The organism is Sphingomonas sp. DBB INV C78, from assembly GCF_042693015.1.
GTDB lineage: Bacteria > Pseudomonadota > Alphaproteobacteria > Sphingomonadales > Sphingomonadaceae > Sphingomonas_E.
On sequence record NZ_CP170544.1, the window covers coordinates 1,527,810 to 1,541,977 of the forward strand.

At 65.3% G+C, this 14,168-nt stretch carries 13 protein-coding genes and 1 pseudogene; 7 read left to right on the plus strand and 7 right to left on the minus strand.

Annotated features, from left to right (window positions below; translation table 11 throughout):
* Window positions 1-144: 144 nt before the first annotated feature.
* Window positions 145-1,038 (minus strand): TIGR00730 family Rossman fold protein, encoded by an 894-nt coding sequence (locus ACFB49_RS07315; protein WP_380877864.1) that lies wholly within the window; start codon window positions 1,036-1,038, stop codon window positions 145-147.
* Between the two features lie 72 nt (window positions 1,039-1,110).
* Entirely contained in the window at window positions 1,111-1,776 is a 666-nt protein-coding gene (locus tag ACFB49_RS07320) for an extensin family protein (protein ID WP_380877867.1), read from the minus strand.
* Between the two features lie 208 nt (window positions 1,777-1,984).
* On the opposite strand from ACFB49_RS07320, the pseudogene ACFB49_RS07325 reads away from it, so the two are divergent.
* A pseudogene (locus tag ACFB49_RS07325) lies at window positions 1,985-2,305 on the plus strand (GIY-YIG nuclease family protein).
* Between the two features lie 116 nt (window positions 2,306-2,421).
* Here the strand turns inward: ACFB49_RS07325 and ACFB49_RS07330 are convergent.
* Window positions 2,422-3,069 carry a PEPxxWA-CTERM sorting domain-containing protein gene (locus ACFB49_RS07330; RefSeq protein WP_380877870.1) on the minus strand — a complete coding sequence of 216 codons (648 nt, stop codon included), beginning with the start codon at window positions 3,067-3,069 and terminating at the stop codon, window positions 2,422-2,424.
* A 236-nt stretch (window positions 3,070-3,305) separates the two neighbouring features.
* On the opposite strand from ACFB49_RS07330, the gene ACFB49_RS07335 reads away from it, so the two are divergent.
* The 6 genes from ACFB49_RS07335 (at window position 3,306) to ACFB49_RS07360 (ending at window position 9,729) form a co-directional block, all read left to right on the plus strand.
* A complete protein-coding gene (locus tag ACFB49_RS07335; RefSeq protein ID WP_380877873.1) occupies window positions 3,306-4,460 on the plus strand; it encodes a phosphoserine transaminase in 1,155 nt (384 codons plus the stop codon).
* Between the two features lie 108 nt (window positions 4,461-4,568).
* Entirely contained in the window at window positions 4,569-6,146 is a 1,578-nt protein-coding gene (gene serA / locus ACFB49_RS07340; RefSeq protein ID WP_380877876.1) for a phosphoglycerate dehydrogenase, read from the plus strand.
* A gap of 82 nt (window positions 6,147-6,228) precedes the next feature.
* Complete coding sequence (locus tag ACFB49_RS07345; RefSeq protein ID WP_380877879.1) at window positions 6,229-7,344, plus strand: ATP phosphoribosyltransferase regulatory subunit; 1,116 nt, start codon at window positions 6,229-6,231, stop codon at window positions 7,342-7,344.
* A 123-nt stretch (window positions 7,345-7,467) separates the two neighbouring features.
* Entirely contained in the window at window positions 7,468-8,757 is a 1,290-nt protein-coding gene (locus ACFB49_RS07350) for an adenylosuccinate synthase (RefSeq protein WP_380877881.1), read from the plus strand.
* A 42-nt stretch (window positions 8,758-8,799) separates the two neighbouring features.
* The gene (locus ACFB49_RS07355; protein WP_380877883.1) at window positions 8,800-9,327 is read left to right on the plus strand and encodes a hypothetical protein; all 528 of its coding nucleotides are present in this window, start codon (window positions 8,800-8,802) and stop codon (window positions 9,325-9,327) included.
* Between the two features lie 102 nt (window positions 9,328-9,429).
* Entirely contained in the window at window positions 9,430-9,729 is a 300-nt protein-coding gene (locus ACFB49_RS07360) for a GIY-YIG nuclease family protein (RefSeq protein ID WP_380877886.1), read from the plus strand.
* Between the two features lie 133 nt (window positions 9,730-9,862).
* On the opposite strand, the gene ACFB49_RS07365 is transcribed toward ACFB49_RS07360, so the two are convergent.
* Genes ACFB49_RS07365 through ACFB49_RS07380 form a run of 4 tightly spaced genes read right to left on the minus strand, consistent with a single transcriptional unit; the run spans window position 9,863 to window position 13,960 of the window.
* Window positions 9,863-10,177 carry a hypothetical protein gene (locus tag ACFB49_RS07365; RefSeq protein ID WP_380877888.1) on the minus strand — a complete coding sequence of 105 codons (315 nt, stop codon included), beginning with the start codon at window positions 10,175-10,177 and terminating at the stop codon, window positions 9,863-9,865.
* Window positions 10,178-10,190: 13 nt separating this feature from the next.
* Window positions 10,191-11,606, minus strand: coding sequence for an MBOAT family O-acyltransferase (locus ACFB49_RS07370; RefSeq protein ID WP_380877890.1), 1,416 nt, complete (start codon window positions 11,604-11,606; stop codon window positions 10,191-10,193).
* Window positions 11,607-13,022, minus strand: a complete 1,416-nt coding sequence (locus tag ACFB49_RS07375) for an SGNH/GDSL hydrolase family protein (RefSeq protein ID WP_380877892.1) — start codon at window positions 13,020-13,022, stop codon at window positions 11,607-11,609.
* Window positions 13,019-13,960, minus strand: a complete 942-nt coding sequence (locus tag ACFB49_RS07380) for a GDSL-type esterase/lipase family protein (protein ID WP_380877895.1) — start codon at window positions 13,958-13,960, stop codon at window positions 13,019-13,021. The genes ACFB49_RS07375 and ACFB49_RS07380 overlap by 4 nt, the downstream gene beginning before the upstream one ends.
* Between the last annotated feature and the right edge of the window lie 208 nt (window positions 13,961-14,168).

Sequence of the window (14,168 nt, forward strand, 5' to 3'; positions counted from 1 at the left end):
CCATCACCGCCGTCACCCTGAACTTGTTTCAGGGTCCACTCATCCGCTTGCGAGGCCATCGCCTGTGGAGGGGTGGATGCTGAAACAAGTTCAGCATGACGGTTGAAAATGCGGGAGCGTGGCTCTCCAGAATTACCTCTCGCTCTACTCCGCCGCTTGCTGTTCGCGGTGATCGGCTTCGCGCTTCGCCCAGTAGGCGTTGACATGCGCCCAGGCGTCCTCGGCAGTTTCGACGAAGCGGAACAGCTTGAGATCGTTGGGGGAGATCACGCCTTCTTCGACCAAAGCGTCGAAATTGATCACCTTCGTCCAGAATTCCTTGCCGAAGAACAGGATCGGTAGCGGCTTCATCTTGCCGGTCTGGATCAGGGTCAGAAGCTCGAACGTCTCGTCGAAGGTGCCGAAACCGCCGGGGAAGACCGCGACGGCGCGGGCGCGGAGCAGGAAGTGCATCTTCCTGAGCGCGAAATAATGGAACTGAAAGCTCAATGACGGCGTGACGTAACAGTTCGGCGCCTGTTCGTGCGGCAACACGATGTTGAGACCGATCGAATCCGCGCCGACGTCCGCGGCGCCGCGGTTGGCGGCTTCCATGATCGAAGGGCCGCCGCCCGAGCAGACGACGAACTGGCGGCGCCCGTCGGCATCGAGCGGCGACTGGCTGGCCAGTTCGGCGAGCGCGCGGGCCTCATCATAATAACGCGCCTTGGCTTTCAGGCTTTCGGCGATGCGCCGCTGGGTATCGGTAACGGCGGCGTCGACGAGCATATCGGCCTTCGACGGCTCCGGGATGCGGGCCGATCCGTACATCACGAAGGTGGAGCCGATATTGGCTTCGTCGAGCAGCAGTTCGGGCTTCAGCAGTTCAAGCTGGAAGCGGACGGGGCGGAGATCGTCGCGCAGCAGGAAATCCATGTCCTGGAAGGCGAGGCGATAGGCCGGATCGGTCGTCTGCGGTGCAGGCGTGACATGGCGGGCGGATGCTGCATCGTCCTTCGCGGGAGGAAAGACGCGCTTGGGAATTTCACGGTTACTCATGGAAAGCCGGATAGCCTTGTTCTGTTATCAATTCGATGTCGCGGCATGCCTGCTGAAATGGGCCTTGGCGGTTCACTTACAATAAGGCCCGTCGGCACCCATGTCGAAATGGAAATGGTTGTAATGGGCGGCATCGCCTGCCGGGCCGATCACGATCGCAAAGCGCCGGCAGGCCGCCTTGTGGACGGCACGCAGGAAGTTACGGACATTGGAATCCGGGTCGTTCCAGCCTTTTTCAACCGTGATCCGCCGGCCATCGGCCAGCACGAAGGCGGCAATGTCGACCGCGTTGGCGCGGCCATGTTCGGACATCTTGGCGCCCGGCACGCCATTGCGCGTCCGGCAGTTGTAGGTGCCGAAGCTTTCGATCTTCACCACGCGATTGTCGAGCCACGCCATGGCGGCGTTCTGCACCGCCTCGTTGGTCCAGGCGGAAAGGCGTTCGGCCGTGCGACACTTCATCGCGCCCAGATTGGTGACGGGAATGCCGATCGCGACAAGCTGCACCGCGCCGGTGGCCGAACAGCCATTGCCGAACCAGCGATCAGGCAGGACATTATATTGCGCGCCATATTTGCCGAGGTCGGCAAGACATTGCTTGAGTTCGCGCGGGTCATCGGCAGGCTTGGCGGGCGCGGGCCGCTGCGATGTCTGTGGGCGCCGTGGCTTTTCCCTCGGCGAGCCGACGCAGCCGGCCAATGCCAGCGCCATCAGCAGCCATGCCCCCCGAATACGCATCGCGGGAATCCTGGGGCATCAAGCCCATGGAAATCAACCGCGTGGATCGCTCGGCTGAGTCGGGCCGTGCGAAATTGGGGGCGAGCGGCTGCGGCTTGAGCTGGGCCTCACGAATGGGACGACATTGCGGAAGTTGTTGACGTTACGAATTTCCCCTCGTCACCCCGGACGTGTTCCGGGGTCCACGGTGCGGCACTCATCGACGCCGATGATCGAGCGACAGCCTTGCGCCTGCATTATCTCCAGCGGCCCGAACGGAACCCTGTATGTCGGCGTAACCTCCAACCTCCTTCGCCGTGTCGCCCAGCACCGCGAAGGCACTTTTGACGGCTTCACCAAGCGATGTGGCATCAAATGCCTCGTTTAGTGGGAGGCCGCAGGCATGATGGAGGCTGCCATATTGTGCGAGAAGCAAATCAAACGCTGGCGGCGGGACTGGAAACGAAATCTGATCGAACGGGACAATCCCTCATGGAATGATCTGGCTGTAGCGTTCGGGTTGGAGCCGCTGGCCGCGTCGCCCGCTTGACGGTGGACCCCGGAACAAGTCCGGGGTGACGATGGGAGGGGGAAGCCGCCGCGGCGGATCGGGAGCCGGATATTGGAGAGCCCCGGCGAACCGGGACTCCCCACCCCACAAGCTCTTCAGCCGAAGCTCAGGCGCGTGACCTGCTGACGGCGCATCGCACCGCCGACAAGGCCGAAGCCCGCGATCATCATCGCCCAGGTCGCCGGTTCGGGAACGAGCGGAACGTCGGTCGCGGTTATGCGGACCTGACGCACATCTTCCAGATCCAGCGTCGTGGTGATCGTGACCTTGCTGATCACGGATGAGATGTCACCGACCGCCGAAACCCAATCGCTGCCCTGGCCAAGCTGAAACGCACCGGTCGATGTGATCGCGCCGAACTGATCATAGAAGTCCACGGTTGCGAAACCGTGATTAGGTCCATTCGGATCGGTCAGATCGAACTCGACCGCGCTCATCGCCTTGGTCAGATCGGTCAGGAAGAATGTGAGGGTCGTCAGACCGTCGTCACTTCCCGTGATGCGCGCCTGTCCGCTCGAGGGGGCAAACAGCAACTCATCAGACGTGAAGGTGACTCCCGTGCCTTGATTGGTCTGCGCAAGGAAGGGATTGGACGGGTTAGGACTTAAACCGTCGTTATACTGAACATTCTCATCGGGTTGAACAGCACCCGGATCGTCCACGAAGAAGGTAATCGTAGCCAAAGCCGGAGTCGCCACACCAATGGCCACCACCGCTGCACTGGCCAGCATGATTCCTTTCATGATCCCTACTCCCTACTAAGACCGGGCTTTTCTTGCTGAAAATTATCCCGACTCGTGACGCGATAGGTATTATTACTTAGTTTTGCCGCGTCGCGACACCACCGAAACCGGTTTCCGCCCCCCAAGCCAAAAATTGTCCCGCATTGGCACGGTTGACATCCCGCGCGTCATCTCTAGAAGCGCCGGCGGGCCACGCCGTCCCAACGCGGCGCGCGCTCTCTGTGAGGAGAGACTATATGACTGACACTGCCCGCCCCGGCACCAAGCCGGCGCGCCCCCATTTTTCTTCCGGTCCCTGCGCCAAGCCTCCCGGCTGGGCCGCTTCGCATCTCGCCACGGGATCGCTGGGCCGTTCGCACCGCTCCAAACTCGGAAAAAGCCGCCTCGTCCACGCGCTCGAACTGACGCGCGAGATATTGGGCGTGCCCGCCACTCACCGCATCGGCATCGTTCCGGGTTCGGACACGGGCGCCGTCGAAATGGCTTTGTGGTCGCTGTTGGGAGCGCGCAAGGCCACGATGGTTGCCTGGGAAAGCTTCGGTGAAGGTTGGGTCACCGATGTCGTCAAGCAGCTCAAGATCGAAGCCGATGTCGTCAAGGCGCCTTATGGCGAACTGCCGGACCTCGCCGCGCTCGACCAGTCGACCGATATCGTCTTCACCTGGAACGGCACGACTTCGGGCGTGCGCGTGCCGAACGGCGACTGGATCAAGGACGACCGCGAGGGGCTGACCATCGCCGACGCGACCTCGGCCTGCTTCGCGCAAGACCTGCCGTGGGACAAGCTCGATGTCGTCACCTTCTCCTGGCAGAAGGTGCTGGGCGGCGAAGGCGCGCATGGCGTGCTGATCCTCGGCCCCCGCGCCGTCGAGCGGCTGGAAAGCTATACGCCGGCCTGGCCGCTGCCGAAGATCTTCCGCATGACAAAGGGCGGCAAGCTGATCGAAGGCATCTTCAAGGGCGAGACGATCAACACGCCCTCCATGCTGGCGGTCGAGGATTATATCTTCGCGCTGGAATGGGCGAAGTCGATCGGTGGCCTGTCGGCGCTGATCAAGCGCGCCGACGCCAATGCCGCGGCGCTCGATGCGTGGGTGCAGAAGACGGCGTGGATCGACCATCTCGCGGCCGATCCGGCCTCGCGGTCGAACACCTCGGTCTGCCTGAAATTTGCCGACGATGCCGTCACCGGCCTCGACGACGAGGGCAAGCTGGCGCTGGTCAAGAAGATCGCCGGCGCGCTCGAGGCGCAGGACGCGGCCTATGACGTCGCCGGCTATCGCGACGCCCCGCCGGGCCTGCGCATCTGGTGCGGCGCCACCGTCGAGACCGCCGATGTCGAGGCGCTCGGGCCCTGGCTCGACTGGGCATGGTCGCAGGCGCGCGCTTAACTCCCCTACCCTGTTTTCCACGTCATCCCGGCGCAGGCCGGGATCCAGATCCAAGGTTGAACTGGACCCCGGCCTTCGCCGGGGTGACGACCACAAGGAACCCGAGACATGCCCAAAGTCCTGATTTCCGACAAAATGGACCCGTTGGCCGCCCAGATCTTCCGCAACCGCGGGGTCGAGGTGGACGAGATCACCGGCAAGACCAAGGAAGAGCTGATCGCGATGATCGGCCAGTATGACGGTCTCGCCATCCGTTCGGCCACCAAGGTGACGAAGGAAGTGCTGGAAGCCGCGACCAATTTGAAGGTGGTCGGCCGCGCCGGCATCGGTGTCGACAATGTCGATATCCCCGCGGCTTCGGCCAAGGGCGTAGTGGTGATGAACACCCCGTTCGGCAACTCGATCACCACCGCCGAACATGCCATCGCCTTGATGTTCGCGCTCGCCCGCGACCTACCGGAGGCCGACAAGTCGACCCAGGCCGGCAAGTGGGAGAAGAACCGCTTCATGGGCGTAGAGGTGACGGGCAAGACGCTCGGCCTGATCGGCGCCGGCAATATCGGCTCGATCGTCGCCGATCGCGCACTCGGCCTGCGCATGAAGGTGGTCGCGTTCGACCCGTTCCTGACGCCGGAACGCGCCGTCGACATGGGTGTCGAGAAGGTGACGCTGGACGAGCTACTCGCCCGCGCCGACTTCATCACGCTCCACACGCCGCTGACCGATTCGACCCGCAACATCCTGTCGGCCGAAAATCTCGCCAAGACCAAGAAGGGCGTGCGCATCGTCAACTGCGCGCGCGGCGGCCTGATCGACGAGGCGGCGCTGAAGGCGGCGCTCGACAGCGGCCATGTAGCGGGCGCGGCGCTCGACGTGTTCGTCACCGAGCCGGCCAAGGAAAGCCCGCTGTTCGGGACGCCGGGCTTCATCTCGACCCCGCATCTCGGCGCTTCGACCAACGAAGCGCAGGTCAATGTCGCGATCCAGGTGGCCGAGCAGATGGCCGATTTCCTGATGACCGGCGGCGTCACCAATGCGCTCAACGTGCCGAGCCTTTCGGCCGAGGAAGCGCCGAAGCTGAAGCCTTACATGGCGTTGGCCGAGCGCCTCGGCGCGCTGGTCGGCCAGCTTGAAAGCGATGCGATCCAGAAGGTCGCCATCGAGGTCGAGGGTGCGGCCGCCGAACTGAACCAGAAGCCGATCACGGGTGCCGTGCTGAAGGGCCTGATGGGCGTCTATTCGGACACGGTGAACATGGTCAACGCGCCCTTCCTGGCGAAGGAACGCGGCCTCGACGTGCGCGAGGTGCGCCATGACCGCGAGGGCGATTACCACACGCTCGTCCGCGTCTCGGTAACGACCGAGCAGGGTGAGAAGTCGGTGGCGGGCACCTTGTTCGCCAATTCGGAACCGCGCCTCGTCGAGATCTTCGGCGTGAAGGTGGAAGCCGACCTCGCCGGCACGATGCTCTATGTCGTCAACGAGGACGCGCCGGGCTTCATCGGTCGCCTCGGCAGCAAGCTGGGCGAAGCAGGCGTCAACATTGGCACCTTCCACCTCGGCCGCCGCTCGGCCGGTGGCGAGGCGGTGCTGCTGCTCTCGCTCGACACGCCCGCGCCGGAACCGGCGATGTGGGACATCTGCCGCCTGCCGGGCGTGAAGAAGGTGAAGTCGCTGCGGTTCTGATGAACCTTCGGGGACGTCGGCAAGGCGCCGGCGTCCCTTCGCGGGCTGGCGTCCTGCGAAAACAACGCTAAGAGCCTGCGCCATGACCAACACGCCCGGACTTCTGCCCGTTGGGCTTCGCGATCGGCTGCCTCCGCAGGCGGAGGCGGCGTCGCGGCTGTTGCATCGGGTGATCGTGGCGATCGGCCGCAACGGATATGAACGCGTGGCGCCGCCGCTGGCCGAGTTCGAGGACGAACTGGTCGGCCGGCTGAAATCCGCGCGTGCGCACGATTTGCTGCGCGTCGTCGACCCGATTTCGCAGCGGACGCTGGCGCTGAGGCCCGACATCACCGCGCAGGTCGGCCGTATCGCCGTGACGCGGATGGCGTATCGCCCGCGGCCGCTGCGGCTCGCTTATGGCGGGCCGGTGCTCAAGCTCAAGACGACGCAGCTCCGCCCGGAGCGCGAGCTGATCCAGGCCGGCGCCGAACTGATCGGCAGCGATTCGGTGGCCGCGGCGATCGAGGTGCTGGGCGTCGCGATCGAGGCGCTGGAGACGGCCGGCGTGACCGGCATCACCGTCGACCTGACTTTGCCCGACCTGATCGAGACGCTGGCCGCGGGGCCGATGCCGCTGACCGCCGCGCGGCTGGAGCGTGTGCGCGAGCGGCTGGATGCCAAGGATGTCGGCGCGCTCGCCGCGCTGGAGGCCGAAGCCTATCTGCCGCTGGTCGCCGCGGCCGGACCCGTGGCGCCTGCCATGGCCAAGCTGCGCGCGCTGGGGGACATTGCCCCCCTCACCTCCCGCCTCGACGCGATCGAGCGGATCGCGGCGGCGTTCGCGGGTCGGGTCAATCTGACGCTCGATCCGACCGAGCGCCATGGCTTCGAATATCAGAGCTGGATCGGCTTCTCGCTGTTCGGCGAGGGGCTTTCGGGCGAGATCGGCCGCGGTGGGAGCTACACCATCCTGCACGCCGACGATCGCGAGGAGCCGGCCATCGGCTTTTCGCTCTATATCGATCCGCTGGTCGATGCCGGGCTAGGCCAGGAGCCGAGCAAGCGCGTGTTCGTGCCCGTCGGTGGTGATCCGAAGGCGGCCGCAAAGTTGCGCGGCGAAGGCTGGACGACGATCGCGGCACTGGCGGAGGACGACGATCCCGCCGCAGCGGCATGCACGCATATTTTAGAGGGCGGAGCGCCCGTGACCCTGTAATGCCCCTCCTGCCGCGAACGCGGTGGAGGAACGAAGAAGACCCTCACCTCCCACCGCCATGCGGCGGCGGGCCCCTCCTCTCCCGCAAAGGCGGGAGAGGGTTGAGAAGGAAAGAAGAGTAGAATGGCCAACGTCACCGTCATCGGCGCCCAGTGGGGCGATGAAGGCAAGGGCAAGATCGTCGACTGGCTGGCGGAGCGCGCGGATTGCGTCGTTCGCTTCCAGGGCGGGCATAATGCCGGGCACACGCTGGTCGTGGGCGAGAATGTCTACAAACTGAGCCTGCTGCCTTCCGGCATCGTCCGCGGCACGCTTTCGGTGATCGGCAACGGCGTGGTGCTCGATCCCTGGCACTTCCGCGACGAGGTGGCGAAGCTCGCCGGCCAGGGCGTGAAGATGACGCCCGAGAATCTGCAGATCGCCGAGACCTGCCCGCTGATTCTGCCCTTCCACCGCGACCTCGACGGGCTGCGCGAGGATGCGAGCGGTGCCGGCAAGATCGGCACCACCCGCCGCGGCATCGGCCCGGCTTATGAGGACAAGGTGGGCCGCCGCGCGATCCGCGTGTGCGACCTCGCGCATCTCGACGATCTCGACCTCCAGCTCGACCGTGTCTGCGCGCACCATGACGCACTGCGCGCCGGCTTTGGCGAGGCGCCGATCGACCGTGCGGCGCTGATGGCCGAACTGGCCGAGATCGCCGAGTTCATCCTGCCCTTCGCCAAGCCGGTGTGGCGAACGCTGGACGAGGCGCGCAAGCGCGGCGACCGCATCCTGTTCGAGGGCGCGCAGGGCGTGCTGCTCGACGTCGATCACGGCACCTATCCGTTCGTCACCTCGTCCAACACGATCGCCGGCACGGCGGCGGGCGGATCGGGCCTCGGGCCGTCGGCGGCCGGCTTCGTTCTGGGGATCGTGAAAGCCTACACCACCCGCGTCGGCAGCGGCCCCTTCCCTACCGAACTGGAGGACGAAACCGGCCAGCGGCTGGGCGAGCGTGGCCATGAATTCGGCACCGTCACCGGCCGCAAGCGCCGCTGCGGCTGGTTCGATGCGGTGCTGGTGCGCCAGTCCGCCGCGGTGTCGGGCATCACTGGCATCGCGCTCACCAAGCTCGACGTGCTCGATGGGTTCGAGGAGCTGAAAATCTGCACGGGCTACACGCTCGACGGCCAGCATTATGATTATCTTCCGCCGCACCCGCAGGATCAGGCGCGTGTCGAGCCGGTCTATGAAGTGATCGAAGGCTGGAGCCAGTCGACCGCGGGCGCTCGGAGCTGGGCCGACCTGCCGGCGCAGGCGATCAAATATGTCCGCCGTATCGAGGAACTGATCCAGTGCCCGGTAGCCCTCGTCTCGACGAGCCCCGAGCGCGACGATACCATCCTGGTGCGCGACCCGTTTCAGGATTGATGGGCCAGGTCTGACCGGTCGCGCCCTGATGGGGGCACCGGTATGGACGATCCGACGCGGTTAGAGCTTCTCCAGGCCGAATATTTCAAGCTCCAGGACCATGTGGAGACGTTCGACGAACGCGCGCTCCAGATAAAGACCTGGAGCGTGACCGTCTCGCTCGCCGGCGTGGTCGCAGCTTATGGATCGGACAGCATCAGCCTCTCCGACCGCTCCGTCATCCTTTGGGTTGCGGCGGCGAGTGCGGCTTCCTTCTGGCTGATCGAATTCCTGTGGAAATGCTTCCAATGGTCCTTCCTGCCGCGGATCGAGGCGATCGAAACCGAGATGCGGCGGATAAGCCCCGCGGGCACGCTCGCCCCGCTCCAGATCCGCGCTTACTGGCACGGCACGTTCAAGGGGCCGCGCGCCAAGACCGCGCCTGATCCGGCGACGACGCTGACGCCGCCACACCATGCGCATGGCGAGATCGCCTCCAGCCTGCGCCGGGGCAAGTTCTTCACGCCGCCGGTGGCGTTGCCGCATCTGCCAATTGCCCTGCTTGCGGCGGGGCTGGCGGTGTTCGGTTGAGGGCGGCTGCGTTCGAGAGACGAACGTCGGTCAGGCCGGCCTGAACAGAAGTGCCGTCACCCCGGGCTTGACCCGGGGTCCCGCTTCTACTGTTCTTTGATCATGGAACCGGATCAGCAAGGCGGTTGGGTCTACATCATGGCCGATCGCTATCGCGGGACCATGTATGTGGGCGTGACAGCGCATCTGGCGGCACGCATACACCAGCACCGCACAGGGGATGGTTCGGATTTCTGCCGCCGCTACCGGCTGGACAGGCTCGTATGGGCCGAACAGGCGCCCTCCATCGTCGAGTGTATCGCCCATGAAAAGCGCTTGAAGCGCTGGCGGCGCGAATGGAAGTTTGCGTTGGTCGAGCAGGGCAATCCCGACTGGCAAGACCTCTACGAGCAACTTGTCTGACGCGCCCGTCTAAGCGGGACCCCGGGTCAAGCCCGGGGTGACGAGAAGGTTTGTGGATGGCCGCAATGTCGGTCTGTTCCGACAGACAGCTTTTGACAGCGATAGGCGGCCAGCGGACGTTGCGCAGCGAATCCTATTCCGCCGCGGGTTCCTGGCCTTCGAAGCGGGCGGTCTGAAGCTGCTTCCACCGCGCGTGAAGCCAGGCGCGCGGGGCGGCGAGGCCGAGGGCTTCGGTGGTGTCTTCCCAGCTTTCGGTGATGGCGACGATCCGCGCGCTGGTTTCGGTCGGGGCCAGTTCGACCGCCCAGCCGTTGAGCGAGGTGGCGTTGGTCAGCCCCAGAAACAGGGTCGCGACGGCGATGGTGATGCTGGTCCACAGCAAAGGCCGGCCGTGGAAATCGGGCTCGGCGGGCAGATCCACCGGGGAGGGATGATGTTCTTCGGCCATGCGATCCTTCGCCCTAGAACTGGTAATAGATGAAGGGCGCAACCCCTTCGAAGCGCATCGCGTCGATCAGCAATATCACCACGCCGGTGCCGAGGCCCAGCAGCAGCGCGGGCACCGAGCGCAGCCGGATCGCGATATTGTGCGCGAGTTGCGGCGGCGTGAAGTGGATCATCATGCCGAACAGGATGAGCAGCAGCGCGAGCGGTGTCGCGACCGTCGCGCCCCAATCACCGCGGCCGATACCGCCGAGGAAGGCGATCGCGCCGTCGAAGGTTTCGGCGCGGAAGAAGATCCAGCCCAAGGTGACGATGTGGAAGGTGATGAAGATCGCGACCGGCACCGGCATGTGCGGCCAATGCTGCGGCCGCGCCTTGCGCCAGAGCGTCTCGATCACCTGGACGAGGCCATGGAGGCCGCCCCAGATCAGGAAGGTCCATTTGGCGCCGTGCCAGAGGCCGCCCAAGAGCATGGTGATCAGGATGTTGCGGCACGCCTTCCACACCCCGCCGCGGCTGCCGCCCAGCGAGATATAGAGATAGTCGCGCAGCCAGCTCGACAGGCTGATGTGCCAGCGGCGCCAGAAATCCTGGAGCGATCTCGCGCGATAAGGCTGGTTGAAATTGTAGGGGAAGCGATAGCCGAGCAAAGCGGCGAGCCCGATCGCCATGTCGCTATAGGCCGAGAAATCGCAATAGATCTGCACCGCATAGCCATAGGCCGCGATGACGAGATCGAGGCTCGTATGCGCGCCCGGATCGAAGAAGATCGGATCGACCAGGCCGACCGAAAGCTCCGACGCGACGACCGCTTTCTTGAACAGGCCCCAGACGATCAGCAGCAGGCCCATCGCCACCATGCCGCGTTCGAGCTTCGGCGTCTGCTTGAACTGCGGGATAAGATCCGAGGCGCGGACGATCGGGCCGGCGACGAGGTGCGGGAAGAAGGACATGAGCAGGGTCATGTCCAGCAGGGTCGCGGGCGGCACCTTCCGCCGCGAAACGTCGATCAGATAGGACATTCCCTGGAAGGTGAAGAAGCTTACCCCCACCGGCAGGATGATCTCCAAGAGCGGCATATCCCGCCCGAACCCGAACTGGCCGAGCAGCACGCCCAATTGTTCGAGGAAGAAGTCGTAATATTTGAAGAAGCCGAGGATGCAGAGATTGGCGATCACGCCCGCGACCAGCAGCACCTTGCGGCGCTCCGGGTAAAACTCCTCATCGGTGCGCGAAATGAGCGCGGCTGCGCCCCAGTTGAGGATCGCCGAGAGGATCAGGAGCGCGACGAAGCGCCAGTCCCACGCGCCGTAGAAGACCCAGCTCGCCAGCAGCAGCAGGATCTTGCGCCATTCGTTCGCGCGGCCGACACCCCACACCACCGCATAGGTGATGAGGAAGAACAGCCCGAAGGTGAGCGTAGGGAAGAGCATCTAGCGCGTCGCGCTCATCATCGTCCGGGCACGCTCCAGATCGGCATTGAGGCGCTGGGCGACATCGCGGCCGCCGGCCGAGTTGAAATGGACATAGTCGCCCCGCATCAGCGGCGGATCGGCCTTGACCCATTTGACCGCCGAGCAGGCGCCGCCCATCCGCGCTTCCCAATCCCAGAAGGCGATGCCGAGCTGCGCGGCGACGCGGCGCTGCACATCGCGCACGGCGCGCAAGCCCGCGGGCGGGAACAAGGGATTGGCGCGCACCGACCAGACCGGCCCGGTCGAGACCGGCGGCGGAGGGGGCGGCGGTGGTGCGGCGTCATCCTCGTCCACCGTCTCCGGCTCGGCGATGTCGGCGAGCAGATTGTCGAGCCGGCCGGTGCCGATGCGGGTCTGGCCAGGTGGCAGCGATGAGGATGCCGTCACCACCGGCGCGGGGCCGGGTTCGGCGCAGGGTTGCGGCATTGGGCCGGGGGCGTTGCGCAGCATCTCGGCACGGCGGCTGCTGGCATCGGGCGCGCCGAACAGCATGATCGGCACGCCGGGGGCGAGCCGGCGGATGCGGCCGATCTGGCTACGCAGCGTGATCTCATATTCATTCGGGCGGAAGATGGGCGAGAAGCCCTCGTTGGTGCCGAATTCAATGATGATGAGATCGGGCTTGTAGGCGCGCAGCTCCTCCGAAACGACGGCATCGTCGGAGCGGGCGAAATGCTGGAGCTGCGAGCCGACGACGCCGACATTGGATAGCGCGATGCCGCCATTGTCGCGGAAGGTGGCCCAGGAGGTGATCGTGACCGGGCGATCCTCGGCGATGACCTCGACCGTGAAGGCGGGCTGGGTGAGCTCGAACGTGCGGCACTCGGCGCGGCGCGTGGCGGAATCGAGCTGCATCCGATCGGTGCGGGCGCCGATGCGGATGGTGAGCGCGCCGGCGTCGGGCTCGGCCGCGGCGCACAGGATGAAGCGATCGAACATCTGGCCGGCATCGGCGGTGAGCGCGATCCGCGCGCCGGGCGCCTGAGAGGTCAGGCTGAAGCCCGAAACGCCCATCATCGGCCGCGGCGGGGTGGACGCCGAACCAAAGGTCGAGGCGATCTTCCACCCCGAGGACATTTCCGCCGTGACGCCGCGCGTCAGATAGCCCTGATAGGGCCGGCCCGCGGCAAGCACGCCGCGCCCGCCGCCGCCATAGCGCGCCTGCAAAATCTCCCGCCAGGAACCGGTGATCGTGTCGCCGGCGGTGTGGCTATCGCCGATCTGGAGGATGTGGACGGGCTTTTTGCCCGGCTGGTTGCGCGGCTGGCTTTCCAGCTTTTCGAAAAAAGGCTCCAGCCCGCGGATATTGCACAGCCCGTCGGCGCAATTGGGCGCGGAGGCGGCGGCGGCGAGCGCCATCAGCGGCACCATCATGATGCGCGCGCCTGCTGGACGGCCGGCTCACCTTGCGCCGTAAAGCTGCGCGCCGCCTCGACATAGCCGCGGATGCGATCGGCAAGGCCGCGGGTGATGCGGACATAGCCGGTCATCGACATATGGATGCCGTCATTGGCGCGGATCAGCGTGCGCTTGCCCTCCGGCCCATCGGGCAGATAGGGCGCATAGGCGCCGCCGGCATCGACCGAGAAGGGCACGGTATCGATGAACGGCACGCCCAGCATCTTCATGCGATCGGCATAGAAGGCGTTCATCGCGGAAATATCCGCGTCGAAGCTCTCCTTGCGCATCTTGGGCAGGCCCACCCAATAGACCATCGCGCCCCTGGAACGAAGCAGACGGACGAGGCCGTCGATCCGTTCGCCGATGACGCGCTTCCATTCGGGGCTGAGCAGCCGCGCGGCCTTCGCGCCAGCCATCACGCCCTGCGTGTCGTTCGCGCCGAAGGAGATGACGGCGATGTCGACCGGGCCATCGGCGGCAAGCTGCTGCGCGGTATGCTCCTCGATATTGAGGCTGGCATAGCGGGTGAAGCCGGTCGACTGCTGGCTATATTTGACGACCTGGAAATTGGCGTTGGCCGGAAGCTGGCGATAGAGCGCCGACCACAGGCCATCGCCGAAGCTGTCGCCGAACACGCCGACGCGGATCTTGCCGCCATCGGCCAGGGTATCGAGCAATTGCTGCTGGAAGGGCATCGCGCATTCGACGCCCGCCACCTGCGGCATCGGCTTGGCGGGCTCGACGGGAACCGGGGCTGGCGCAGGCTCGGCTGCGGCCTCCACCTCTGGCTGGGTCGGCTGTTCGGGCCAAGGATGGCCGCCATAAGCGAAAGCAAGGCCGATCGCCGCGCCCGCCGCCACGCCCAGGAACAACACGGCGGTGCGATCGATCAGCACCATCCATGGCTTCATCGCAATACCCCGCCCGATTCCAAGCCGTTCTTCACCCGGACCGCCTGTCATGAAAGCGTCCGGGACCGTCCTTAACGCGGGCCGGAGTCGGCTGTCGAGCGGACAAATCGCCCGCCCCGCCGGAACGGGCGGACAATAAGGCAAATTCTCTCTTGCAATTGAGAACTAATCGCAATAATTAGGTCTCACCGGGCCGGCTCCCCTAGTC